Here is a 24272-nt window from a genome sequence, read left to right on the forward strand (position 1 = left end):
GGCTTAGGCTGGTCTTCGGAGCGCGACAACAGCTTGCTGCGCGGAGTTCCCGGAAGGCCGGGAGGGGCGGATCCCGAGGGCCGCGGGCCCGAGAATTTGCTACAAGGGCCGCGATGCTGCGCCGAACACCGAGGAGGGCCGCCTTCGGGCTCGTGTCCCTCGCTTTGCTCGCCGTGCCGACGGGCCTTTCCCTGGCCCAGGTGGCCGCCCCCACGCCGCCCGCACCCGCGCCTGCCGCGGCGCCGGGCATGCGCGTGTCTTTGCCGTTCGAGAAGTACGTCCTTTCGAACGGCCTCGAAGTGATCCTGCACGAGGATCACCGCACGCCCGTGGTCGCCGTGAACGTCTGGTACCACGTGGGATCCAAGGACGAGGGACCCGGGCGGAATGGCTTCGCGCACCTCTTCGAGCACGTGATGTTCCAGGGCTCGCGCAACGTCGGCGAGGATCAGTTCTTCCGCTACCTCGAGCGCGCCGGCGCGAGCGACAGGAACGGCACGACGAACACGGACCGGACAAACTATTACGAGACCGTACCGTCCGGGGAGCTCGGCCTCGCGCTCTGGCTGGAGAGCGATCGCATGGGTTTCCTCCTCGACCACGCCAACGACGAGACGTTCAAGAGCCAGCGCGAGGTCGTGAAAAACGAGCGCCGGCAGAACTACGAGAACGCGCCCTACGGCCTCGTACGGCAGTTCGTGCGCTCCACGTTGTTCCCGAAGACGCACCCCTACCACCGGCTCACGATCGGCACGCCGCAGGACCTCGACGCCGCGACGTTCGAGGACGTGCGCGGATTCTTCAAGCGGTACTACGTGCCGAACAACGCGACGCTCGTCATCGCGGGGGATCTCCAGCCGGCGAAGGCGAAGGAGCTCGTCGCGAAGTATTTCGGAGGCCTGCCGCGCGGGGCCGACGCGAAGCCCATTCGCGGGCCCGTGCCTTCGCCGCTCACGAAGGAAGTGCGCCTCGACGTCGAGGCGGGCGTCACGCTCCCGCGGATCGTGATCTCGTGGACGACGCCGCCGCATTACGCGCCCGGCGACGCGGAGCTCGACATGGTCTCCGACGTGCTCGCGAGCGGGAAATCGAGCCGCCTTTACAAGCGGCTCGTCTACGACATGCAGATCGCCCAGAGCGTCACGGCCTCGCAGGAGTCCGCGGAGCTCGCCAGCGTCTTCGAGATCACGGTCACCCTGCAGAAGGACAAGAACCTCGACGAGGCCTTCAAGGTCGTCGACGAGGAGCTCGACAAGCTGCGCGCCGCGCCGCCCGCCGCCGCGGAGGTGGATCGGGCCAAGACGCGCGCGCTCTCCGGGCTCGTCTTCGGCGCCGAGCGCGTCACGGGGCGGGCCGATCTGTTGAACAACTACAATCGACGCACCGGGGATCCCGGGTTTTTCGAGAAAGACCTCGCCCGGTACGAGAAGGTCGCCCCCGGCGACGTGACCCGGGCGCTCGCGACGTACCTGCCGAAGGACAAACGCGTCGTCACGTTCGTGCGGCCCGTCGCGGACGCGCCGCGCGCCGGTCGCCTCGTGGGAGGGATGCCGTGAAGAAGCTCGCTCGCCGCTCGCAGATCGTGGCCTTGCTCGGCCTCTCCCTGGTCTCGCTCGCCGCCTGCCAGACGCCCACGCCCGTCGTGCCGCCGCCGCCCGATCCGCCGCCGGATCCCGCGGCCACCGAGCAGGCGCCCAAGGAGGCCGCCGCGCCTCCGCCCGAGGATCCCTCGTTCCGCAAGACCCCGCCGCAAGCCGGGGCCGACATGCCGTTCCTCGCGCCCAAGATCGACGAGGCGCGCCTGCCGAACGGGCTGCGCGTGCTCTACGTGATGCGGCGCGAGATGCCGGTCGTCGCGGTGAACATCGTGGTGGACCGCGGCGCGGAGCAGGAGCCCTCGCCGGGGCTCACGAGCACCATGGCCGCCATGATGCTCTCCGGCACGAAGCAACGCTCGGCCATCAAGCTCTCCGAGGAGCTCGGCGCCCTCGGCGCGCGGTACGGCGCGTGGGCGGATCACGACGGCGTGGGCCTGACGGCCCAAGCGCTGCGCGAGAAGACGCCCGAGCTCTTCGCGGTCCTCGCCGACGTGGTGCTGAACCCGGCCTTCGATGCGGCGGAGCTCGAGCGCGAGCGCGCGCGGCGGCTCACGTCGATCCTGCAGCAGGCCGATCAGCCGGGCGTGCTCCTCCAGAATGCCATCACCGAGCGGCTTTACCCGGCGGGGCACCCCTACCGCGAGCCGCTCATCGGCACCGAGGTGTCCGTCAAGGCGATCAAGCCCGCGGAGCTTTCGCGCCAGCACGCGGCGCTCTTCCGGCCGGAGCACACGACGGTCACGATCGCGGGCGATATCGACAAGGCCGCGGCCCTCGCGCTCGTCGAGAAGAGCTTCGGCGGCTGGACGGGCAAGGCGACCGCGGCCAAGGCGCCGAAGGATCCGCCGGCCGTGGGCAAGGGCGAGAAGCGGGTGTTCCTCGTGGATCGACCGGGCGCCACGCAATCGTACGTCGCCGTGACGCTCGCGGGGGTGCCCCGGAAAAACCCGGACTTCGACGCCCTGATGGTCATGAACACGCTGCTCGGCGGTCAGTTCACGAGCCGGCTCAACATGAACCTGCGCGAGAAACACGCCTACACGTACGGCGCGCGGAGCAGCTTCGACATGCGCCACGGCCCCGGGCCTTTCACCGCGGGCGGGGCGATCATGACGCCCGCGACGGCCAAGGCCGTGCGGGAGATCTTCGCCGAGATCGAGCGGCTGCGGAAGGAGCCGGTGTCCGCGGAGGACCTCGCCGACGCCAAGGCGAGCCTCGTCCGGCAGCTCCCGGCGCGCTTCGAGACGGCCGGCGAGACGGCGGGGACGCTCGCATCGCTGGCGGTGCTAGGGCTGCCGCTCGATGAGCTCGCCACGCGTCCTTCGCGGATCTCGAAGATCACGCCCGAGGACGTGAAGCGGGTGGCCGAGAAGTACCTGCGGACCGATCAGATGCGCGTGATCGTGGTCGGAGACGCGGCCGTCGTGGAGACGGAGCTCGCGGCGCTGGATCTCGGCGGCGTCGAGGTGCGCAAGGCGCCGGCGAAGAAGGACACGAAGCCGGGGTCGAAGAAAGATGCGGGCGCGCCGGTCGGGCCGACCGGGCGGCCGAAGGTCGACCTCGGGCGGCGGTAGGCGAGCCCTGCCTTGCCGTTCCACGTGATTGAGCCTCTCCGGCAGCAGGAGAGCCTCCACCATCGCAAGGGCCTCTTCGCGCCTTCGCTCCGCCCGACGGGGCTCCCCACGGAGCCCATCCGGCGGGCCCTCGTCTTCGGCGGGGTCGCAGCGGGCCTCATGGCCTACATCTTGTGGGGCTCCTTCGTGGACCGGTCCTTCGAGCTGGAGGACATTTACCTCATCCCGCTCGTGTTCGTCGCGATCACGCTCCTCACCGCGGCGGTCACCCTCGTCGGCCCGTTTTTGCAGGCCCTGCGCGTGGAGCTCGCGCTCGACGAGGCCGGCCTGCGTTGCGTGGCCTCGGGCCTCGTCACGTATTATCCGTGGATGCTCCTCGGCCCCGCGCAAATCGAGCCCGATTGGCGCGGCATTCCGACGTTGACCCTGACGAACGCGAGCGGGCGCGCCTTCATGCGGGTGCCGCTGTTCGGCAAACGCGTGCATGCGAGCGCGGTTGCGCTCTTGCGATCGTACGAGCTGCGTCGCGCGGGGCCGATCCTGCCGGCGCCGCCCATCGCGCGGACGCTCGCGCGGCAGGGCCGGCCGATGGCCGCGTGGCTCGAGGCGCTCGCGGCGCTCGCGGCGGCCGGGAACAAACGGGCGGGGTATCGCGAGCAGGCGCCCCTCGAGCTCGGCGAGCTGCCGTCGATCGTGGCCGACCTCGGGCAAACCCCGGAGCACCGCGCGGCGGCGGCGTACGTCTTGCTCGCGCAACGCGCGCCCGACCTCGACGTCGTGAAAGACGCGGTCACGGCGGCGGCGCCTCCGCTCGTTCAGCTCCTCGTGCACCTGTCTCCGGCGGGCAAGGCCATCGTCTCGCGGGAATCGATCGAGGACGTGCGGCCGTTTCTGGAGCCCGACGAGGCGGCGGCGATCGACGGCGCCGCCTAGAGCGATCGGGCGAACGACGCGCTTCTCGCATCCCGCGGGTTCTGGCATCATCGGCCTCCTCGTGGATTTCTTTGCTCGATCTCTCGCGATCGCAGGACTTTCCGTCTCCCTGGCTGCTTGCTCGGGCGCACCCGCGCAGAGCCGCCCCGCCGCCGTCGCGCAGACCGCGGCCGCGCCGACCCCCATGGCTCCGCCCGGCCCTTGCGCGCTCCGGCCTTCGTGTGACACGCCCTTTCCCGCGCCGTCGAAGCGGGAATTCCGGCACAACCGCTCGGGGCTGCTCGCGAGCGCGCTGGGTCCGCGGCACCGGGGTCGGGATCTGTTCCTGCTCCCGGGCACCCCGCAATGGGTGCTCGGGAAATTCGCATACGGGCCCGCGGACAAGGATCTGAAGGACGAAGACATCGACGTGTATTTGCTCCGCGGCTGCGGAGCGGCGTGGGAGAAGGTCGGGACGTACCGCACGACCGAGGACGAGGGCTCGCACCCGGCGGTGGTCGGCGTCGCGGACGAGGGCGGGCAGATCTTCGTGAATCTCGCGCAGGTGCTGCCCGGCGGTCCGCTCGGCGAGGGGCGGCACCGGATCAAAATGGTGGTCGCGGGCGACGGGACGAGCGTGGACTTGTTCCTCGAAGTGCTGCCGGCCGGCGCGCGGATCGTGGTGACGGACATCGACGGGACGTTGACCGAAAAGGAAGAGGCGCTCGTGGGGGACGTGCTCACGGGGAACCATTCCCAGACGCACCCGGGCGCGGTGGACGTGATGCGGTCGCTCTCGGGTCGCGGGTTTTTCATGTTTTACCTGACGGCGCGGCCGCACTGGCTCGAACCGCGGACGCGGGAATGGCTCAGGCTGCGGGGGTTTCCGCCGGGAATCGTGCACACCTCGGTGACGGCCACGGGGCGCATGGGCGGGGCCGCCGCGTCGTTCAAATCGGGCGAGCTCAGCCTGCTGAAGACGGCGACGGGGCTCTTGCCCGAGCTCGCGTTCGGCAACATGCCGAGCGACGTGGACGCGTATTGGAGCTCCGGGATCCCGCGGACGTTTTATTACAAGCTCGCCGACGACGCGCGGGGCGGGGTGAAGCACGACGATTATCGAACGCTCTTGCCTTCGCTCGGCGAGCTGCCGGCGGTGTGTCCGTGAAGAGCCCGCGCAAGGCGTACGAGGACGCGAAGGTGCACCTGCACGTGCTCGGCGAGGAGCACGAGATCGAATGCAAGGTGCGGGTCGGGCGCACGCAGTTGCACGAGCTTTTGCCGCTCGCGCGGTCGCTCTCGGCGTCGATCCTGGCGATCTCGACGGCGCACGCGCGGGCGCAGGGCAAGGAGATCTCGTGCCAGAAGGGCTGCACCCATTGCTGCCGCCAGCTCGTGCCGGCCTCGCCGATCGAGGCGCGGCGGCTCGGCGAGGTCGTGGCCGCGATGCCGGAGCCGCGCCGCGCGGAGGTGCGCGAGCGGTTCGTCCGGGCGATCGAGCGGCTCGAACAGGCGGGGCTCGTGGATCCAAGGGCGCCGAAGGGTCGGTCCTCGCTGGTTTCGAAGGAGGCGACGTCCTCGGCGGCGTGGGACGACGTGAGCCGGCGGTATTACGAGCTCCGGATCGATTGCCCGTTCCTCGAAGGCGACCTGTGCAGCATTTACGAGGAGCGGCCGATCGCGTGCCGCGAATACAACGCGGTGACGGATCCGGCGTTGTGCGAGGCGCTCGATCCGGGGATCGAGATTGCCCCGCGGCCGTCGCCGATGGGCGACGTGCTCACGAAAGCCACGGGGGAGCTCACGGGCAAGAGGCAGGCGGGCATCCCGCTGCCGCTCGCGCTCGAATGGGCGCGCGTGCACGGAAAGACGGTCGAACGCGAGCGGGACGGCGAGGCGATGTTCTGGGCGCTGCTCCGCGTGATGGAAGAGGACGGCGCCTGAGGGGCGCTCATTTCTCGACGATGCGATACACGAATTTCTGCGGGGCCCCGCGCCGTTCGAGCGTCATCTCGACCTTCTTCGCGCCCCGGAGCTTCGAATAAGCTTCGAGCGCGAGGTCGGGGCTCGTGAGCGCGTATCCCCCGAGATCGAGCACGAGATCGCCATTCTGGAGCCCGAGCGTCGCGAGCATACTTCTCGAACGAATGCCAAAGAGCTTCAGGCCCACGATCTTTCCGTCCTTCTGCGCCGGAACGAAGCGGCCCGATCGGACGAGCCCGGCCTGATCGTCCCCCAGGAGAGCGACCGACGCTTGCGTGATCTCGTATTCGGTCTCGGAGACCTTTCGCACGCCCGCCGCGAATTTCTCCACGGACGCGTCCGACGGCGCAGGGGCACGCTCGGACGGCTCGGCCTGCGCGCTCACGCTACCTGCGCAGGTCGCGGGCAGGGGTTTGTCCGGGATGCGGCGCACGACGAGGCCGCCGGTCTCGCTCTCGACGAGCGAGAGCCCGGCCGGATCGAGGGCCTCGCGGAGGAGGCGGATCGCATTCGGAAGGGGCACGGGGCCGCCGGTGAAGAGCGTGATCCGCGCGCAATGGGCGACGGCCTGGGCGTCGGCATCGATGGCGAAGGGTTTGCCCGCCGCGGACGCGAGCTTCTCGGCGACGACGTCGACGGGCTCGTTGCGAAGCTCGAGGGAGACCGCGCCGGCAGGGACGTCCGCGGCGGCGTCGTCTCCCGCGACCGGCTGGGAAGGGCCGGGGTCGGACTTGTGGCAGGCGGCGAGGAGGAGCGCCGCAGTCAGGGCGAGGGGGAGGGCGGAGCGCAGGCGGGAGGGCGTGGGCACGGCAGAGCAATGTGCATGGGCTGGCGGCGGGGAGCAATGGGCGTCACCGGCATCACGGGCCGACGGCTCATGGCGAGCGGCGTTTCTCTTCGAGGGTCGCTTGCAGCACGAGGAGCATGGCGCGGTCCTTCGGGCGCGTGAGCTTCTCTTTGATCTGGATGAGGCGTTCGAGAGAAAGGACGCGGACCGGCGCGCCGGCGACCTCCAGCCACAAAGCATCCTGCAGGAGGTCTTCGTAGGAGGTGTCCTCCTCGATGGTCCCGAGGACGTCGAGCACGCCGTGGCGCGTCGAAAGGAGCTTGTGCCCGGTGGAGCGAAGGTGGGACTCGTTGGGCACGAGCCTTCGAGGATCCGTGCGAAAGACGGCGTCGAGGTCTTGCAACGCGGCGAGCAGCCGCGCCACGTTCTCCTCCGCACGAGAATAAACGATATCGATGTCGAACGTGTGCACAGGCGCGCCTTGCAGGACGGCGGCCATGCCTCCGACGACGACGAAATCCACCTGATGGTGGAGGAGCGTGCGGAGGATGTCAGCCAGCGCCATCGGACAGCGGGCGGACGCTCTCGACGAGGTCGATCGAGCCCTGCGCCACCGCGAGGCGTTCGGTCGGCGACAGGCTGAGCATCCAGCGAATGAGCGAGCGATCGATCCCGTTGGCGTCGTAGGGATCCTGATCCGCTCCTACGAGGTTTTGCGGTGTCTCGAACACGAGGGCGAGGGTATCACGGGCGCGGGGCGCAGGGGAGGCCCCTCACCGCAGCCCCGCCCCCTTCCGCGTGACCCGCGGCAGCGCCGTCTTGGTCGACGGTTCCAGCGCGAGGTCGTCCGCCTCCCCCGCCGCGAGCCGCAGCGCGCCCGCGTATGCGATCATCGCCGCGTTGTCCGTGCAGCTCGCGAACGACGGCACGAAGAGCGCGATCTTTTGCCGCGCGCACGCCTCCGCCATCCGCGCGCGGAGCCCCCGGTTCGCCGCGACGCCCCCCGCGAGCACGATCCGCGGCACGCCTTCCACCTTCGCCGCGCGTACGGCCTTGTCCACGAGCGTGCCCACGACCGACGCCTGGAACGCCGCGCAGAGGTCGGCCAGCGCTTGCCCCTCGGGCGCCTTGCCCAGCGTCGCCACGTGGCGCATCACCGCCGACTTCACCCCCGAGAAGCTGAACTCCAGGCTCTCGCGATGCGCCAAAGGCCGCGGCACCACGTCCTTCGCCCGGGAAGCATCCCCCGTGGCCGCCAGTCGATCCACCACGGGGCCGCCCGGATAGCCGAGGCCGAGGAGCTTCGCCGTCTTGTCGAACGCCTCGCCCGCGGCGTCGTCGCGCGTCGCCCCGAGCTCGCGGATCGACGAGAGCCGCGGCGCGTCCACGCGGTAGAGCGCCGTGTGCCCGCCCGAGGCCAGGAGCGCGATGAACGGGTACGACGGCACCGGCGCCGCCGCCTCGGCCTCGCCCCGTCGCAGGAACACCGCGAGCAGGTGCCCGACGAGGTGATCCACCCCGACGAGCGGCTTGCCCGTCGTGAAGGACAGTCCCTTCGCCGCCGAAAGACCCACGAGCAGCGCGCCGAGCAGGCCCGGCCGCGACGTGACCGCGATCCCGTCGACGTCGCCCGGCTTCATCTCGGCCCGCGCGAGCGCCTCGCGGATCACCGGCACGATGGCGCGCGCGTGGTCCCGCGAGGCGATCTCCGGCACCACGCCGCCGTAGGGCGCATGCGCCTCGACCTGGCTGCGCACGACGTCGGAGAGCACCACGCCCTCCTCCGTCACCACGGCGGCGGCCGTCTCGTCGCACGACGTCTCGATCCCTAGAACCCGCATTGGCCCTCCCGGCGCACCAGCGAAAACATCCCGAAGATCGGCCGCCGCCCCTCGTCCGCCTCCGGATCCTCCGAGCCCGCGCGCACGAGGCGCACCTCCACGCCCCCGTCCGAGCGCAAGGACAGGAACGCGAGCATCGCCTCGGCCAGGGGCTCGCTCGGCGAGACCGCGAAGATCGTATTGCGCACCCGGCCTTCGCCCATCTCGAACTGCGAGAGCGGATCGTGCGCGAGCGGCCGGATCGGGCGGAGCGCGGCGCCGTCGAAGAGCCGCCGCTCGGGCCTCGTCTCCGTCGCTGCCTCGAAGGTCCAGAGCCTTCCTGGCGCGTCATCGCCGTCGAGCCGCGTCGCGTCGAGCGTCAGGCGCATCTGCACGCGGGGGCTGAGCCCCTCGCGAAACGGGCTGCCGAGCGTGATGGCGCCGCAGTACGCATGCTGCGCGTCCGTGGAGAAACGATCGACGTCGTTGCATCCGGCGAGCACGGTCCCAGCGGCGAGGAGTTGCGCGAAAAAGGGCCCATATCGCGCCCGTTTTCCGATCTTCCTCGCTCGGCCCGTGTGCATCGGCGCGGATTGTGCCCTCGCCCCCCCTCTCCCGCCACCCCTCTCCGCGCGCCCTTGGTAGACTGCCCACCCTTCGATGGAAACCCAAGCCCAAGGCCCCAGGATCGATCCGCGGGAGTTTTTCGAAAAGGCCCCGGCCTTGTTCTGTGTCCTCGACTCCGACAACCGGATCTACCAGCCGAACGGGGCCTGGGAGCGCGTCACGGGGTTCTCGCTCGAAGCCCTCGAAGGCATGCGGCTCGAAGACCGTTTGCACCCCGAGGACCGGGATCCGACCCGGCGCACCTCGCGCATCTCCGTCGAGGCCCAGGGCGCGATTGTACAGGAGACGCGCTTCCGTTGCGCGGACGACACGTACAAGTGGCTCGAATGGACCATGCGCGTGGTCTTCGAGCGGGGGCTCGTGTTCTGCTGCGCGCGCTCCATCGAGCAGCCGCGGCGCGCCACCGTCACCGCCGCGCGGCGCCTGGAGGCATACCTGCGAAGGGCGCCCGTCGCGATGATCGAGACCGAGGTCGGCCGCGGGGTCGTCGAGTGGAGCTCGGGCGCCGAGCGGATCTTCGGCTACACGCGGAGCGAGGTGCTCGGTCGGAGACTCGTCGACCTCATCGTGGCCGAGCCGCAGCCCGAGACCGTCGTCGATGCCGGGTTCGCGATCCGCGACGGCCGGATCCCCTCGGGGCGCGCCGTCGCGACCGAGAACATCACGAAGGACGGCCGCACGGTCGTGTGCGAATGGCACAACGCGCCGCTCGCCGACGAGGAGGGGCGTGTGCGTGGGGTCCTCAGCATCGCCCTCGACCGGACCGAGATCGAGCGCGAGCGCGCGCGGGCCGAGGAGAGCCTCGCGCGGTTCGAGCTGCTCATGCGAGGCTCGAAGAACGGCCTCTGGGATTACGTGCCGCAGGATCCGAAGAACCCGGGCGATCCCACGCAGCCGATCTACGTGTCCGACGGGCTCACGCGGCTGCTCGGCATCACGGCGGAGGCGGCCCCGAAGACGCTCCGCGAGTGGACGGCGTTCGTCCACCCGGAGGACCGCGAACGCGCGAGGCTGTTCTTCGCCGAACACCTCGCGTCGCGCAAGGAAGAGACGTCCTTCGAGAGCCGGCTCCTCCGCGTGGACGGCTCGTACCTGTGGGTGTCCAGCACCTTTCAATCGCTCTGGAGCGAGAGCGGGGAGCTCCTGCGGCTCGCCGCCGCGATCGTGGACATCACCGAGCGCAAGGGCGCCGAGGCGGACCTGCGCGACAAGCTCGCGGTCATCGAGCGGCAAGCCGCGTCGATCCGGGAGCTCTCGACGCCGATCCTGGAGGTGCAGGAGGGCGTTTTGTGTTTGCCCGTGATCGGCGTCGTCGACAGCGGTCGCGCCGCCGAGATGATGGATGCCGCGCTCGGCAGCGTGGTCGAGCTGCAGGCGCGGTTCTTGATCCTCGACCTCACGGGCGTGCCGGTGCTCGACACGGGGACGGCCGATCGCCTGCTCGCGATCGCCCGCGCCGCGAGCCTCGTCGGCGCGAAGACCGTGATCACCGGCCTCCGGCCCGCGGTCGCGCAGACCGTGGTGACCCTCGGGGTCGGGATGGGCGACGTGAAGACGTTACGGAACCTGAAGGACGGCCTGCGGTATTGCCTTCGCGAGGCCAGCCGGTAGTCATCCCTCCGCGGGCGCCTGCTCGACGGGGCGCGGCTCCCCGCGGCGCTGCAGCGCGAGCAGGAGGCCGAGCAGGCTGAAGCCCGCGCAGAGGAGGCCGTACATCACGACCTGGTTGCGGTCGATGAGCCAGCCGGCCGCCGCGGGCCCCGCGATCTGCGCGAGGCTGCCGAGCGACTGGCTCACGCCGAGCACCGTGCCCTGCTCCTCCTTGGCGACGCTCCGCGTGATGAGCGTCGTCACGCTCGGACGCACGACAGCCGCGCCGAACGAGCCGAGCACCACGAGCACGAGCAAAAAGCCGAGGCTCGTCGCCACGCCGAGCAGGCAGTAGCCGAGGACCATGGTCCCGAGGCCGATCGCCGTGAGCCGCTCCTCGCCGAGCCTCTTCACGAGCCGCTTGAGCAGCCCGCCCTGCACGATCGCGCCGATGAGCCCCGAGAGGCCGAAGATGAGGCCCGCCTGGTGCAGCTCGTAGTTGAACTGGCGCTTCAGGTAGACGCCGAGCGCGCCCGTGAGCGCGGCGAACGAGACGCTGAAGAAGAAGAACTCGGCGAGGTGCTTGCGCGGGCCGGGACGCGCGAGGTACTCGGCCATGCCCGAGAGCCGCCGGCCCGTCTGAGCCGCGGGCTTGCGCGCCGGCAAGAAGAACGCAGTGAGCAGGATCGCGGCCAGGCTGAGCCCAGCGGCCGCGAGCGTGGGCGGCTTGTACTTGAAGAGCGGATCGGGGTGATCCCGGAACAGGTACGTGAGCAGCGCCGTGATGCCGGGGCCGAGCAAGAAGCCGGTGCCGAACGCGATGCCGAAAAAGCCGAAGGCCTGCGTGCGCTCCTCGTTCGGCTTCGTGACGTCGGAGATGTACGCCTGGGCGATGCTGAGGTTGCCCGCCGTGAGGCCCGCGATGATACGGCCGACGAAGAGCATCTCCAGGTTGTGCGCAGCCGCGAGCGTGAGCCAGCCGATGAGCGTGCCCACCTGGCTGAGCAGGAGCACGGGCTTTCGACCAATACGATCCGAGAGCCGGCCGAGCATCGGCCCGGACACGAACATCGCCGCCGCGTAAACCGAGGTCAGGAGCGTCGCCTGAAAATCCGACGCGCCGTAGTCCTTCGCGTAATACGGCAGCAGCGGCAGGATGAGCGTCAGGCCGAGGACGTCAACGAAGACGGTGAGGAATATCGGCAAAAGCGGGGATCGCATCGACGGCTCGCCTCGTTCGTACGGCGCGCCACGAGGCGTTCGGGTGGCGCTGGGCGCGCATCCTGACACAGGCGCCGCGAACATGCCCTTTCGTCGCGTCAACTTCTGGTCCCGCGTTGGGGCGTTGCCCCAAACCCCACCAGGGGCTGTCCGCCCCTGGACCTGGACCAGCGAGGCGCTGGACCCAGGACGATGAACTGCGCGGTGCGCAGTTCATCGCACAGGCCGGGTCAAGACTGGCAATGAAGTCAGCAGCGCTGACGTTTCGACGGGCAACCCTCCTGGCTGCTGGAAGAACTGCGCATTGCGCAGTTCTTCCATCCTCGGTCCAGGCCGTGCCTGGTCCGGGTCCAGGGGTGGACAACCCCTGGTCGGGGTCCGGGGTGAAACCCCGGCGCTGCGTCAGAAGCTCAGGTAGGTCTGATCCTTGAGGCCACGCTCGTAATCGGCGAGCAGGCGCATGCCCTCGGTGGGCTTGAGGAGGTCCTGCTTGATCGCGCCGTCGACCTGGGCCTTCACCTTCGCGATGAGGCTCTGCGTGTCGTACTGCGTCATCGCGAGGACCTCGCGGATCTGGTTCCCCGCGATCGTCTCCTCGATGTAGTAGCCGCACTCCTCGTCGTCATCGAGGAAGACGTGCACCTCGTTCACCCGGCCGAACAGGTTGTGGATGTCGCCCATGATGTCCTGGTAGGCGCCGGTGAGGAAGATGCCGAGGTAATACGGCTCGTCGCCGCGCAGCGCGTGGAGCGGCAACGTCTCCTTCACGTCGGAGAGGTCGATGAACTTCGAGACCTTGCCCTCCGAGTCGCACGTGATGTCGACGAGCGTGCTCTCCGCGCCCGGCCGCTCGTGCAGCCGGTGGATCGGCACGACCGGGAAGAGCGCGCCGAGCGCCCAGTGATCGAGCAGCGACTGGAACACCGAGAAGTTGCAGATGTACTGGTCGGCGAGCTTGTTTCGTAGCTCGACGACGTCTTCCGGGATCTCCGCGGGATCGAGCGCGGCGATGAGCTTCTGCATGCGCTCGGCGGTCTCCCAGAAGAGGGCCTCCACCCGCGCCTTCACGTCGAGGTTCAAGAGGCCGAGCTCGAACATCTTCTGCGACTCCTCCTTCACCTGGAGGATGTCGTGCCACGACTCGGCGAGGTTCTGGACGGAGAGGCTGTCGCGCGTGTCGAGCACGTTCCGGATGAGCTTGTGCTCCTCCGTCTGGATGTCGATCGGCGCCTCCGGGGTCTTCTCGATCGAGCCGAACGCTTGCACCACGAGCACCGAGTGGTGCGCGACGATCGCGCGCCCCGACTCGCTCACGATGTTCGGGTGCGGGACCTTCTCGTCGTCGCAGATGTCCGCGATGTTGAAGACGATGTCGCGCGCGTACTCCTCCACGGAGTAGTTCATGGACGAATGAAACGTCGATCGCGAGCCGTCGTAGTCGATCGCGAGGCCGCCGCCGACGTCCATGTACTCAATGCGGTGCCCCATCTTGCGCAGCTTCGCGTAGTGCCGCGCCGCCTCGCGCACCGCGCGCTTGATGACGAGGATGTCCGGGACCTGCGAGCCGATGTGGAAGTGCAGGAGCTTGAACGCCGAGCTCATGCCCGCCTCCGCGAGGATCGCGCAGGCCGCGAGGATCTCGGCCGTGGACAGGCCGAACTTCGCGTGCTCGCCGCCGCTCTCGGCCCACTTGCCGGCGCCTTGCGTCATGAGCCGGACGCGCAGGCCGAGCATCGGCTCCACGTTCATTTCCTTTGCAACACGAACGATCGTCCGCACCTCGGAGAGCTTCTCCGCGACGAGGATGACCTTCTTGCCGAGCTTGCGGCCGATCATCGCGGTGCGGATGAAGTTTTCGTCCTTGTAGCCGTTGCAGACGATGAGCGACTCGTTGTCGGTGTGGACGCTGAGCCCCGCGAAGAGCTCGGGCTTCGAGCCGACTTCGAGGCCGTAGTGGTAGGTCCGGCCCGCTTCGAGGATCTCCTCCACGACCTCCTTGAGCTGGTTCACCTTGATGGGGAACACCCCGCGGTAGGTGCCGCGGAACTTGAGGTCGGAGATGGCGCGGTTGAACGCTTCGTTCAGCGTGCGCACGCGGTGGTGCAAGAGATCCTGGAAGCGGATCAGGAGCGGCGTGCGCAGGCCCTGCTCACGCGCCTCTTCGACGACGTCGATGAGGGCGATCTTGCGACCACGCTCCTGCAGGGGCGCCGCCGTGATGTTCCCCGTGGGGTTCACGTCGAAGTAGCCGCGGCCCCAGCGGTCGATCATGTAAAGGGCCTTCGCGTCGTCGGTGCTCCACGCGTCGGTGTCGGTGTCGTGATGGCTGCTGGTCAACGTCTTCGTCTCCCTTGGGACCCGAGGGCCATGGCCCTTGCGCGACGTGCTGTTCGGGGCAGAGCTTCCTCGCAGCGCGCGAGGAAACCAGGGGCGGCTTTGAGCGTGAAATGCTGTGCGGTGGACGTCGGTCTTCCGGTACGTCCGTGCTGCGGCTCAATACGCCAGGAAGGCCGAACCTTCAAGGGTGGGGTAGGGTGCCGCGAGGACGGGACAGACGGACGGGAGGAGAGGCGGAAGGAGGTGCCGGGAGGGGTGGGTCAGGCCTTGGCGGCCGTGGCGGCCTTGGCGCGCTTGGAAGCGGCCTTGTAGTGGTCGTAGAGGCGCGGGACGGGGTAAGCCTCGAGGCGCTTCTTGTACCCCGCGTCCTTCGACCGGTTCTCGGCCGTCAAGATCGCGTCGATGAGCTTCGCCCGGGTGCCGAACTTCTCCTTGACCTCGGAGAACGTGGCGTGGAGGCGCAGGAGCTTGGCGTTCGAGACGTGATCGAGGCCCTTGTCGCCGCCGCGGTCCGAGCTCGTCCGGCCGACCCACAGGTCCTCCGTCATGAAGCCCTTGACCGCCTCGACGAGCTTCGCCTTCTCGCTGAACTTCTCCTTCACGATCGCGAGCGGTGCCTTGCGTGCCATGTCGTTACCTCCGTGTTGCGCGAGATCACTCGCGCGGTGATGGATAGGGGGCGCCATGTAGCAGACAGGGAGGGGGGAGCGCAAGCCGCCCGGGGGAGGGTGACTTGGGCGCTCGGGGTTCGCCTGGGCGCGCGCGCTCGGGGCCCCGTCTGGCAGGAAAAACCTCCCGTGGCCCGCGCGACGCTTGCGGGTGATACGTGGCCTCGCCACGTAGCCCCCGAGGGCGCGGTGCCCTCCACGGGACGAAAGGGAAGAGGCGGACATGGACGAGAAGATCATCCAGTGTCTGAACGAGCTCATCGCGCTCGATCTCGCGTGCTCCGCGGCCTACGAGGTGGCGTGTGGGGTCTGCCGAGACGAGGAGATTAAGGGGACGTTCTCCGCGTTCCGGGAGGACCACCTCCGGCACGTGCGCGAGCTCGGCGAGCACGTCCGCAGCGCGGGCATCGAACCTCCGAGCGAGCTCGATACGAAGGGCGTGATCGTCCAGGGGTTCACCACGCTCGCCTCGCAGGAGGACCGGACGGCGGTGCTGTCGATGCGCGGCAACGAGGAGCTCTCGAACAACGCGTACGCGTCGGCGTTGCGCGCGGGGCTGCCGGAGGAAATCCGCGCGCTCGTCGCGGCGAACTTCGAGGACGAACGGCGGCACATGAGCTGGATCCGCGGCACCGTGCTCCTGCGCGGCTGGGACGTCGAGCAGCCGGAGATCCGCGAGCTCGCGGCCGAGGCGCGAGGGGCGCGCAAGGCTGCCTGACGAGGGCGTGCGGAGGGCGTGGCCGTTCTGCCATGGTACGTTCCCGACCCATGCACGAGGTGTTCACGTCGAGGCCCGCGACAGCGGCCGACTACGACGTTTACGCGCGTCTGCTTCCAGAGCTCGGCGTCGATGATCCCACGCTGCCGCGCGAGGCATGGGCCGTCGATCTCATGCCGCATACCCTGATCCTGGAGCGAGGCGGCGACATCGCGGGGTATGCGTACGTCGTGGCCCTGAAGGAGACGGGCTACGTGCGTCACGTGGTGGTCGCGCCCGAGGCACGCGGCAAAGGCGGAGGGCGCGCGCTGCTGCGGGCGAGCGCCGAGCGATTCCGCGCGGCCGGATGCTCGCGCTGGTGCCTCAACGTGAAGGTCGGCAACGTCGTCGCGATCGCGCTGTATTCGTCCGTCGGCATGACCAGGAACTACGCGTCCACGGCGATGCGGCTCGGCTGGAACGTGCTTTCGCGCTTGCCAGGCGGCGAGCAGGGGATCATGGCGCGGAGGGTCGAGCCGCATGAGGACGCCGCGCTGGAGGCGGCCTTTGGCCTGCCCCTCGGTACGATCGCGCTGAACCGCGCGCGGGCAGGGGCGGTGCTCCTGCGCCTCGTCGATGCGGCCCGGCCGGACGAGGCGCGGCTCGGGATCGCGTGCTTCCATCCGAGCTACCCGGGGTCATTCCCGTTCCGCGTGGCCAGGCCGACGCTCGCGCGGCCGCTGCTCGAAGCCGTCCGAGCGCATGCGCCGCCGGAGCAAGACGTCACGCATGTCGTGGTGGAGGACGACGCCGAGACGAAACGGGCGCTCGTCGAGGCAGGCGCGTTGGTGCGGGTCGAGATCCTCAACATGGGAGGCCCGATCCCGGAACGCGTTTGACGGGACGGAAACGACTCCGTCCCTCAGTTCGTGGTTTTGCCGGCGAGCAGGTCCGCGGCCGTCTTGCGGATGCGCGGCTCCGGGTCGCTCGCGGAGAGCTTGCGCAGGATGGGCTCGGCGGCGGCGCGATCGAGCGAGGCCATCGAGAGGGCTGCGGCCTCGCGCACGAGGGCATACGGGTCCTCTTGCGCGATCGTGGTGAGGGTCTCGAACGCGACCCGGCCCGTCGCGCCCGCGCCGAGGCGGCCGAGCGCTTCGGCGGCGCGCACACGGAGCGGCCAGCTCGGCGCTTCACGGCCGAGGCGCGCGACGGCGGAAATGGTGGCCGGGTGTTTGACCCGGCCGAGCGCGGCGAGCGCCGCCCGTCGCACGCTCTCCTCGGGATCGGAGAGCGCGTCGATCACGGCGTCCTGCGCCTCCTTTTCGGGCCTCCGCGCGAGGAGCTCGACCGCGCGCGTGCGGACCTCGAGCGCCGGATGGCGGACGAGCGCGACGAACGCAGGCACGACGGCCGCGGCGATGCGCTCGATCGCGGCCGAGGTCGCGCGCGCCGATTCGGGGTCGAGTTTGTCGTCGGGGCCGAGGAGCGGCGCGAGGGACAGCTCTACGTCGTTCGCAAGGAGCGCGTCCGCGACGACGCGCGCGCGATCGGGCGAGGTCGAGGCTGCGGCCACGGCGGCTCGTTCGAGCGAGGGCGCGAGCGCGACGAGCGCGCGGGCGCGGGCTCCCGCGACGCGCGCCGCGTCCGGGCCGAGGCCTGCGAGGATCTCCTTCATGGAGAGCGGACCATCGGGCACGGGCAGCGCCTCGCCCGTGCGGGAGAAGTTTTTCGTGGCGAGGGCGGTCGCGGCCGCGACGGCGGTGCGGCGCATCGACTCGTCGGTCGCGAACAGGCTCGACGCGAGGGCGTTCTCGGCCGAGGCGCTCTGCGCGGCGTCACCCTTCGGCGCGAGGCGCGCGAGGGCGACGAGGGCCGCTTGCCGGAGGACCGGCTCGTTCGTGTCGGCGAGCGCGACGAGCATGTGGAGGTTGTCGCTCTGCGAGGTGCCGAGCTCCGCGAGCGCGTGCACGGCGGCGGCGCGCGCGGTGGCGCCGGCCTCGGGCGCGCGGGCGAGGGCCACGAGCGCGGTCGTGTATTTCTTGTCGTGCGTGAGCCCGAGGCCGAGGGCCGCGACGCCGCGCACCTCCGGCGAGGTCGAGCCGAGAAGTTTGACCAGCAAAGGTTCGGCCTTCTTGTCGCCCATGCGCGCCACGCCCCAGGCCGCGGCGACGGCGATGGAGTCGCTCGGCAGGAGGGCCGCGCCCGTGTCCTTCGGCGCGAGCATCTGCTCGTACCGCGGCAGGATCGACGGGTCGCGCAGGGCGCCGCAGGCGATCATGGCCCGCACGCGCAGGCTCTTGTCGGCCTGGCCCGTCGCGTAGTTGTAGAGGGCCGGGCCGGCGCTCTTGTTCTCGACGTACGCGAGGACCTCGATCGCGATCTTCTGCTGCGACTCCTTGTCGTCGGCGAGCGCGTCGAGCAGCGGCTTGATCGCACGCGCGCCGATCTTCCCGAGCTCCGCGCGGGCCGCCCGCGCTGCGGGCGACGTGCCGCCCTCGTGGCGCACCTTCTGCACGAGCGGCAGCGTCATCGCGCCGTAAAGCTCGACGAGCAGGCGCCGGTAGATGCCCTTCTGCGGGTTGCCGACGGCGACGGGCAAGAGCTCGCGTTCGAGCGATTCGAGCGAGTTCTTGCCGAGGTTGATCTGCATGCTCATGCGCGCCGCGCGCGAGACGAGCTCCTCGTCGGGCGAGGAGCGCACGACGCGGCGGAAGAGCCTGTCGGCCTCGTCGACCTGGCCACTCGACAGGAGCAGCTCGGCGAGGTCGAAGTAGACCGGGAAGAGCCTGTCGTTCCGCTGGATGGCTTGCCTGTACTCGGCGATCGCGTGCGGAAAATCCTGCCGCCGTCGGTACATGTCGCCGAGCTTCTGGTGGCCGTTCGCGTCCTCGGGCGAGAGCTCGACGGCGCGCGCCGCGTACTTGATGGAATCGTCGTCGCGGTAGAGCTCGGCCGCGTACTGGGCCATGCGCTGGTAGAACTCGCGCGCGCGCTTCGGGTTCACCTCGACGAGCTTTTCGAGGACGCCGATCGCGCCGAGCAGGTTCTGCTCCAGCACGAGGATCCGTTCGAGCGCGAGCAGGCTCTCCTCGTCGCCGGGCGCGAGCTCGGTGACCTTGCGCAACGTGGCCTCGGCGTCCGCGAGGCGATGCAGGCGGCGCTGCACCTCGGCGAGCAGCCGGCCGGCTTCGAGGTCGGGCGGGGTGCCGTTGAAGCGCGCGGTGAGCGGCGCGACGCGGCTCGGCAGCTCGTGCGCGAGCGACCACAGGCTCACGATGTGCGTGCGCGCCTCGCGTGCGAGGAGTTTGTCGTTCTGCGACCCGGCGAGCAGCTCCTCCCAGATCACGCGCGCCTCGGCGTACCGCTGCGCCGCGCTGCCGAGCGTCGCGGCCGTGCGCTCGATCGCGACGGCGAGGTTTTTCTTGTACCGGACGTTGGTCGGTTCGAGCTGGACGGCCTCGCGCAGCGCGTTCAGCGCTTCGAGCGGCATGTCGTGGTCGAGGTAGACCTCGCCGAGGAGGGAGTTCGCCCGCGCGCGGTTCGGCACGACCTGCTTGATGCGCGCCCACGTCTCCAGCGCCTTTTTTTTGTCGCCGGCCTGGTAGTAGCGATCGCCGAGGTCGACGATGTACGTGTGGTCGGCGCCGCCGGAGGCCGCGAGCTTCTGCAGGACCTTGAGGGCCTTGTCCTTCTCCTCGACGCGCTCGTAGAAGTCGGCGACGGCGGCGAGGATCTCGGGCTCGCTGCCGACGCGCGCCTCGAGCTCGGTCAGGAGCTTCAGCGCCTTCGGGCGATCGCCGCGCTGGATGAGCGTCTCGCAGAGCTCGAAGACGAAGTCCGGGTTGCCGGGCGCGGCCTTGATGAGCGCCTCGTATTCCTTGATCGCCGCGTCGAGCTCGCCCGCGGTCTGCAGGAGGTGCACGAGCTTCAGGCGTACGTCGATCGCGCGGCTGTCGATGCCGAGCACCTTGCGGTACGTGGCGATCGCCTTGTCGACGTCGCCGGTCTCTTCGTAGAGGCCGCCCAGCGTGGCGAGGCGCTGCGCGTCCTGCGCCTTTTCGGCTTCGAGGATCGGGATGAGCTCGGCGAGCTTGCCTTCGGCGCGGAAGGCGTCGGTCATGATGACCAGGATCTCGGCGCGCACGCCGGCCGCGCCGCCCGCGACCGTGAGCGCGCGCTTGAGCACGCTGAGCGCCTCCTCGGTCTTCTTCTGCCGCGCGAGGACCTGGCCGAGATCGCGGAGCGCCGGCGCGAGGGCGCGGTTGTCGCCGGCGGCCGCTTTCACGAGCTCGCGGAACTCGACCTCGGCGCGATCGTAGAGCGAGCGCGCGAGCAGCTCCCGGCCGAGCTCGGCCTTCACGAAGAGCGAGCCCTGCGCGGCCTTCACGAGCGCGTCGTGGTGCTTCTTCGCGGCCTCGAAGTCCTTCAGATCGAGGCAAAGCCCGAGGAGCGTGCGTGTCGTCTGCTCGAAGTCCGGGCCGGGCTTGAGCAGGGCGAGGGCTTTTTCGTAGCTCGCGCGGGAGGCGGACTTGTCGCCGCGCTCGGACTGGAGCTGCGCGAGGGCGAGGATGGCCTGCGGATCGTTCGGCTTCTCGGCGATCGCGGCCTCGTACGTCTTGACGGCGTCCTCAGGGCGGCCGTCGAGCTTGTAGATGCCGGCGAGCGCGACCTTCGCGGCCCAGGCGTCGGTGCCCGGCGTGGCGGCACGTTTTTCGAACTCCTCGACGAGCTTCTTGATGTTGCCGTCGCGCTCCCGATAGAGCTGCGAGAGCCGCTGGAGCGGGAACGGCGCGCTCGGCTGCGAGATGACGATCGCCGTGTACCGCGCGATGAGCGCGTCGCTCCCCGGGCCTTTGCCCGTCGCGTCGGCGTCGCCCTGCGGCTGCTTCGGCTGCTTCGGCTGCGCGGGCCGGCTCCCGCCGCCGGGCTGCGGGTTCGGCTTCGGGGGCTTCTTGCGGTTGCGCCCGGACGGGTCGAAGTCTGCGGCCTCGGCGCTGGGCGGCGCGAGGACGGTCGCGGCGAAGGGCAAGCCGAGGAGCAAGCAGCCGGCGAGGACGTGGGAGCGCACGAGCGCAGGGTATCACGCGGAGACGCGTCGAGCCTGCTCGCACCACGCGGCGCGGGCGGGCCCGTCCGCGCGCCCTGGGAAGCCCGGCATCACGGGACATTCTCCGCGGACGCACGTGGTCTCAGGGCTGCGTCGCGGCGGCAAATGCGGCGCGGTAGGCGGGCAGGAGGCGGCGCGCGCCCGCGGGGGTGAGGTGATGGTGGTCGCAGTAGAGGGAGCGGCCGTCGACGCCCGCGATCGGGAGGCCCTCCGTGGTGGAGAGCGCGCCGATGGAGTCGACGAGCGTCGCGCCGGCGGCGACGATCTCCGATTCGAAGGCTTGCATCGGGCTCGGCACGTGAAGCTCCGCCAGCGTGACCTCGCCGCTCGGCGGAGCGAGGCCGACGAGGGCGCGCCGCGCGAGCTCTTGCGGCACGTCGACCGCGTATTTCGGCACCTCGCGCTGGAACCAGACGCGCACGCCGAGCGCCCGGAGATCCTTGATGGTCAAAAGGAGGGCCTTCACGAGCGGGTCGTGGCTCGGCGGATCTTCGCGGAAGTACGAGCTCCAGTAGGCGACCAGGACGACGTCGGTGATGCCGGCGGTCGGGATCAACTCGAAGAGGGACTCGCTGTACGGCAAGGCCCGTTCGTTGAGGCCATACGTTTCACGCACGTAATATCCCCGCACGGGCGCGGTCGAGGCGTGGGTCGCGACGAGCCCTTTCCAGCCGACGTCGCGGCATGCCTCATCGATCGCAGACATGACGGCCATGGCGTGGCTGTCGCCCCAGACGAGGACCGTCGGGTCTTTGTCCTCGTCGCGGACGCCGATCGAAGGCAGGTTCCGCGCGCGCATTCGATCGAGGCCGACGATGTGCAGGTATTTCGGGTCGATCTTGGCGTCGAGCCATCCGAGCGCGGCCGGCGGGACCTGCGAAATCTCTCCATGCGCGGAAATGGAGGCGCCGCCGAGCAGGAGCGCGCCCATGGCGACGGCGGTCCCGACCCCGACCCAGGCGCGGCTCCGGCGCGGCCGAGGTTTGCGGAAGGGTTGCTCGACGAAACGCCACGAAAGCACGGCCAGCACGAACGCGCCGAGGACGACCGCGCTGCGAAAGAGCCACGCGTCGCCGCCCACTTTCCAGGAATGGGCGATCGCGAGCGGAGGCCAGTGCCAGAGGTAAAACGAATACGAGACGAGGCCGAGGAAGACGAACGGGCGTGAGGCGAGCGCGAGGCCGCTCCAGGTGGGCGGCGGTCCGGCCACGCTGCGCAGGTTTGCCAGGAGGAACAGGAGCGCCCCGAGGCACGGCGCGGCGGCGGCCACCCCGGGGAAGGGGGTTTCCCGGGTGAAGAGAAGGGAGCACGCGGCGATCAGCGTGAGGCCGCCGATCGAAAGGAGCTCACGCGCGTGGCCGAGGCGCGCGAGGGGTTTGGCAGGGACGAAGGCGAGGAGCGCGCCGGCGAGCAGTTCGAAGGCGCGCGCGGGGAGGAGGTAGAAGGCCGACGGTGGGTCGATCCGCGTGATGCGGATGCTCGCGGCCAGGCTCAGCGCGGCGGTGATCCCGAGGACGAGCGCGAGGCGCAGGTGCGAGCGCTTCACGAGGCGAAACGCGAGGAGGAGCAGGGGCGGGAACAGGAGGTAAAACTGCTCCTCGACGGCGAGCGACCACGTGTGGAGCAAGGGTTGCTCCTCGGCGCGCGCGGAGAAGTAGCCGAGGTTGTTCCGGTAAAACACGTTCGAGGCGAAGGCCGCGAGGTACATGGCCGAGCGGCCGACGCCTTCGAGCGCGTCCGGCGGGAGGAATGCAATCGACAGGAGGAGCGCGGCGGCGCTGGCCGGCACGAGCGCAGGCAGGATCCGCCGGGCGCGCCGCTCCCAGAAATCGGCGAGGCGGAACGTGTCGTTCCGGAGATCCCGGAGGATCAGCGACGTGATGAGGAAGCCGGAGATGACGAAAAAGACGTCGACGCCGACGTACCCGCCCGCGAGCCCGAGATCGGCGTGGAAGAGGACCACGCTGGTCACGGCGATCGCCCGGAGACCGTCGATCTCGGGCCGGTAGGTGGGAGATTGTTCGGGCTTCAAATCGAATCGCGCGTCACCGCGCGGAGCTCATTCGTATCCGGAGAGGCGCCAGTGCCCCTGCTCGAAGCGGAAGCGCATCGTCCGGCGCTCGCCCGAGCCGAGATCCATGCCGACGCGCACGAAGCCGCGATCGTCGTAATCACGCACGTCCTTCTCGACGACGCGCGAGCACGGGTCCCCGTTGACGCCCTTCTGACGCTTCAAGTCGACGTAAAGGTACGCGAACGTGAGCCCGCGCAGGTGCTCCATCACGTCGCCCTTTTTCACGGCGGACACGAGCTCGCCAAAGGCCTCCTCGTTGACCTTGGGTTTGCCCGGGGTGAGCTCGCCCGTGTCCTCGTTGCGTTGCGGAGGACCATTCTCGATGTAGCGGAGCTCCCAGGTAGGCACGCCGCGGTCGGCGACGAGGCGATCCGAGACCAGCGCGACGGTGGAGATCGGAGGCTCGCCGCCGATGCTGAGCTCGTCCATGAGCTCCTTGCACGAGGTCTGGATCTGCTTGATCGTCGCCTGGACGTCCGACTTCGCCGGCACCTTGAAGGCGCGCTCGAGCACGCCCTTCACCGTGGCGGCGGGGACCGCGCTGTAGAGGTTGTCGTTCGAGCGCATCGTCAGGGTGTTGATGCCAATGACCTCGAGCGAGTCTTTGCGGAAGAGGGGACCGCCGCTGTTGCCCGGATCGATCGCGGCCGTGTGCTGCAGGAACGAGGACTTGTGGCCGCGCACCGTGACCGAAAAATCGGCGTTCGAGATGGTGCCGCTCGTGAGGCGGTACGATTGCTGGTCGCCGACGCGCGGATACCCCGAGGCCTGGACCGACTCGTCGTTCTTCACGCCGACGTCGGCGAGCGTGGCCACCGCAATGGCGCTCGTCGCCAAGCTCTCGGGCACCTTCACCACGGCGACGTCATACTTGTCGTCGGTATAAAGGACCTCGCAATCGCTGAGCGAGGTGTGTTCGTCGAGGACGATCGTGACCTTGGGCGCGCTGTCCACGACGTGCCGGTTCGTGATGAGCACGAGGCCCTTGCCGTCCGGCGATTTGAGGAAAAACCCGCTGCCGGTCGAGGTCCAGCCCACGCCGGCGGTGCCCACGGCGTCCGGGAGGCGCGACTTCTTTACCGTGTCGACGAACGCGGTCTTCACGTCTTCGGGCAGCTCGGCCTTGACACGCACGGTGGCCTTGCGCTGCATCTCCGGGACGTTGACCTTGGCGGCGGGCGCGGCGGGCTCCTTCGTCTCCGGCAAAGGCGTCGAGCCGCCGCAGCCCATCAAGAAAAGAACCAATCCGAACGCGAGCCTGGGAGCCATCGGCACAT

The 24272-nt window shown here is 69.7% G+C and carries 19 protein-coding genes; 8 read left to right on the plus strand and 11 right to left on the minus strand.

The window, feature by feature from the left end; translation table 11 throughout:
- Positions 1–113: 113 nt before the first annotated feature.
- The 5 genes from E8A74_RS32300 to E8A74_RS52955 all read left to right on the plus strand — a co-directional run bounded on the left by E8A74_RS32300 (position 114) and on the right by E8A74_RS52955 (position 6028).
- On the plus strand, positions 114–1556 hold the full coding sequence (locus tag E8A74_RS32300) for a M16 family metallopeptidase (protein ID WP_136932971.1): 1443 nt from the start codon (positions 114–116) through the stop codon (positions 1554–1556).
- Positions 1553–3172, plus strand: coding sequence for a M16 family metallopeptidase (locus E8A74_RS32305; protein WP_136932972.1), 1620 nt, complete (start codon positions 1553–1555; stop codon positions 3170–3172). The genes E8A74_RS32300 and E8A74_RS32305 overlap by 4 nt, the downstream gene beginning before the upstream one ends.
- A gap of 12 nt (positions 3173–3184) precedes the next feature.
- The gene (locus E8A74_RS32310) at positions 3185–4105 is read left to right on the plus strand and encodes a hypothetical protein (protein ID WP_170229543.1); all 921 of its coding nucleotides are present in this window, start codon (positions 3185–3187) and stop codon (positions 4103–4105) included.
- A 61-nt stretch (positions 4106–4166) separates the two neighbouring features.
- Positions 4167–5252 carry an LNS2 domain-containing protein gene (locus tag E8A74_RS52950; protein WP_170229544.1) on the plus strand — a complete coding sequence of 362 codons (1086 nt, stop codon included), beginning with the start codon at positions 4167–4169 and terminating at the stop codon, positions 5250–5252.
- Positions 5243–6028 carry a YkgJ family cysteine cluster protein gene (locus tag E8A74_RS52955; RefSeq protein WP_170229545.1) on the plus strand — a complete coding sequence of 262 codons (786 nt, stop codon included), beginning with the start codon at positions 5243–5245 and terminating at the stop codon, positions 6026–6028. Before E8A74_RS52950 ends, E8A74_RS52955 begins: the two co-directional genes overlap by 10 nt.
- 7 nt (positions 6029–6035) lie before the next feature.
- Here E8A74_RS52955 and E8A74_RS32320 read toward each other — a convergent pair whose 3' ends face one another.
- The 5 genes from E8A74_RS32320 to E8A74_RS32340 form a co-directional block, all read right to left on the minus strand.
- The gene (locus tag E8A74_RS32320; protein ID WP_136932974.1) at positions 6036–6875 is read right to left on the minus strand and encodes a hypothetical protein; all 840 of its coding nucleotides are present in this window, start codon (positions 6873–6875) and stop codon (positions 6036–6038) included.
- Between the two features lie 67 nt (positions 6876–6942).
- The gene (locus E8A74_RS32325) at positions 6943–7419 is read right to left on the minus strand and encodes a nucleotidyltransferase domain-containing protein (protein ID WP_136932975.1); all 477 of its coding nucleotides are present in this window, start codon (positions 7417–7419) and stop codon (positions 6943–6945) included.
- Positions 7406–7585, minus strand: a complete 180-nt coding sequence (locus E8A74_RS32330) for a hypothetical protein (protein WP_136932976.1) — start codon at positions 7583–7585, stop codon at positions 7406–7408. The genes E8A74_RS32325 and E8A74_RS32330 overlap by 14 nt, the downstream gene beginning before the upstream one ends.
- Positions 7586–7627: 42 nt before the next feature.
- Positions 7628–8695 (minus strand): tRNA (adenosine(37)-N6)-threonylcarbamoyltransferase complex transferase subunit TsaD, encoded by a 1068-nt coding sequence (gene tsaD / locus E8A74_RS32335; RefSeq protein WP_136932977.1) that lies wholly within the window; start codon positions 8693–8695, stop codon positions 7628–7630.
- The gene (locus E8A74_RS32340) at positions 8683–9258 is read right to left on the minus strand and encodes a hypothetical protein (protein WP_232379846.1); all 576 of its coding nucleotides are present in this window, start codon (positions 9256–9258) and stop codon (positions 8683–8685) included. Before E8A74_RS32340 ends, tsaD begins: the two co-directional genes overlap by 13 nt.
- 76 nt (positions 9259–9334) lie before the next feature.
- Between E8A74_RS32340 and E8A74_RS32345 the strand changes: the two genes are divergently transcribed.
- Positions 9335–10912 carry a PAS domain S-box protein gene (locus tag E8A74_RS32345; protein ID WP_136932978.1) on the plus strand — a complete coding sequence of 526 codons (1578 nt, stop codon included), beginning with the start codon at positions 9335–9337 and terminating at the stop codon, positions 10910–10912.
- On the opposite strand, the gene E8A74_RS32350 is transcribed toward E8A74_RS32345, so the two are convergent.
- The 3 genes from E8A74_RS32350 to E8A74_RS32360 form a co-directional block, all read right to left on the minus strand.
- Complete coding sequence (locus E8A74_RS32350; protein ID WP_136932979.1) at positions 10913–12112, minus strand: MFS transporter; 1200 nt, start codon at positions 12110–12112, stop codon at positions 10913–10915. It abuts the gene before it with no gap.
- A 402-nt stretch (positions 12113–12514) separates the two neighbouring features.
- Positions 12515–14449 (minus strand): biosynthetic arginine decarboxylase, encoded by a 1935-nt coding sequence (speA, locus tag E8A74_RS32355; RefSeq protein WP_232379847.1) that lies wholly within the window; start codon positions 14447–14449, stop codon positions 12515–12517.
- 260 nt (positions 14450–14709) lie between these two features.
- Entirely contained in the window at positions 14710–15078 is a 369-nt protein-coding gene (locus E8A74_RS32360) for a hypothetical protein (protein ID WP_136932980.1), read from the minus strand.
- A 262-nt stretch (positions 15079–15340) separates the two neighbouring features.
- Between E8A74_RS32360 and E8A74_RS32365 the strand changes: the two genes are divergently transcribed.
- Together E8A74_RS32365 and E8A74_RS32370 are read left to right on the plus strand one after the other, a co-directional pair.
- Positions 15341–15835 (plus strand): ferritin-like domain-containing protein, encoded by a 495-nt coding sequence (locus E8A74_RS32365; RefSeq protein ID WP_136932981.1) that lies wholly within the window; start codon positions 15341–15343, stop codon positions 15833–15835.
- A gap of 50 nt (positions 15836–15885) precedes the next feature.
- The gene (locus tag E8A74_RS32370; RefSeq protein WP_170229546.1) at positions 15886–16713 is read left to right on the plus strand and encodes a GNAT family N-acetyltransferase; all 828 of its coding nucleotides are present in this window, start codon (positions 15886–15888) and stop codon (positions 16711–16713) included.
- A gap of 23 nt (positions 16714–16736) precedes the next feature.
- Here E8A74_RS32370 and E8A74_RS32375 read toward each other — a convergent pair whose 3' ends face one another.
- The 3 genes from E8A74_RS32375 to E8A74_RS32385 all read right to left on the minus strand — a co-directional run bounded on the left by E8A74_RS32375 (position 16737) and on the right by E8A74_RS32385 (position 24264).
- Positions 16737–20882 carry a HEAT repeat domain-containing protein gene (locus E8A74_RS32375; protein ID WP_136932983.1) on the minus strand — a complete coding sequence of 1382 codons (4146 nt, stop codon included), beginning with the start codon at positions 20880–20882 and terminating at the stop codon, positions 16737–16739.
- 121 nt (positions 20883–21003) lie between these two features.
- A complete protein-coding gene (locus E8A74_RS32380) occupies positions 21004–22953 on the minus strand; it encodes an acyltransferase family protein (protein WP_136932984.1) in 1950 nt (649 codons plus the stop codon).
- 27 nt (positions 22954–22980) lie between these two features.
- Positions 22981–24264 carry a S1C family serine protease gene (locus E8A74_RS32385; protein ID WP_136932985.1) on the minus strand — a complete coding sequence of 428 codons (1284 nt, stop codon included), beginning with the start codon at positions 24262–24264 and terminating at the stop codon, positions 22981–22983.
- Between the last annotated feature and the right edge of the window lie 8 nt (positions 24265–24272).

The sequence above is a fragment of the Polyangium fumosum genome, from assembly GCF_005144585.1.
Lineage (GTDB): Bacteria > Myxococcota_A > Polyangia > Polyangiales > Polyangiaceae > Polyangium > Polyangium fumosum.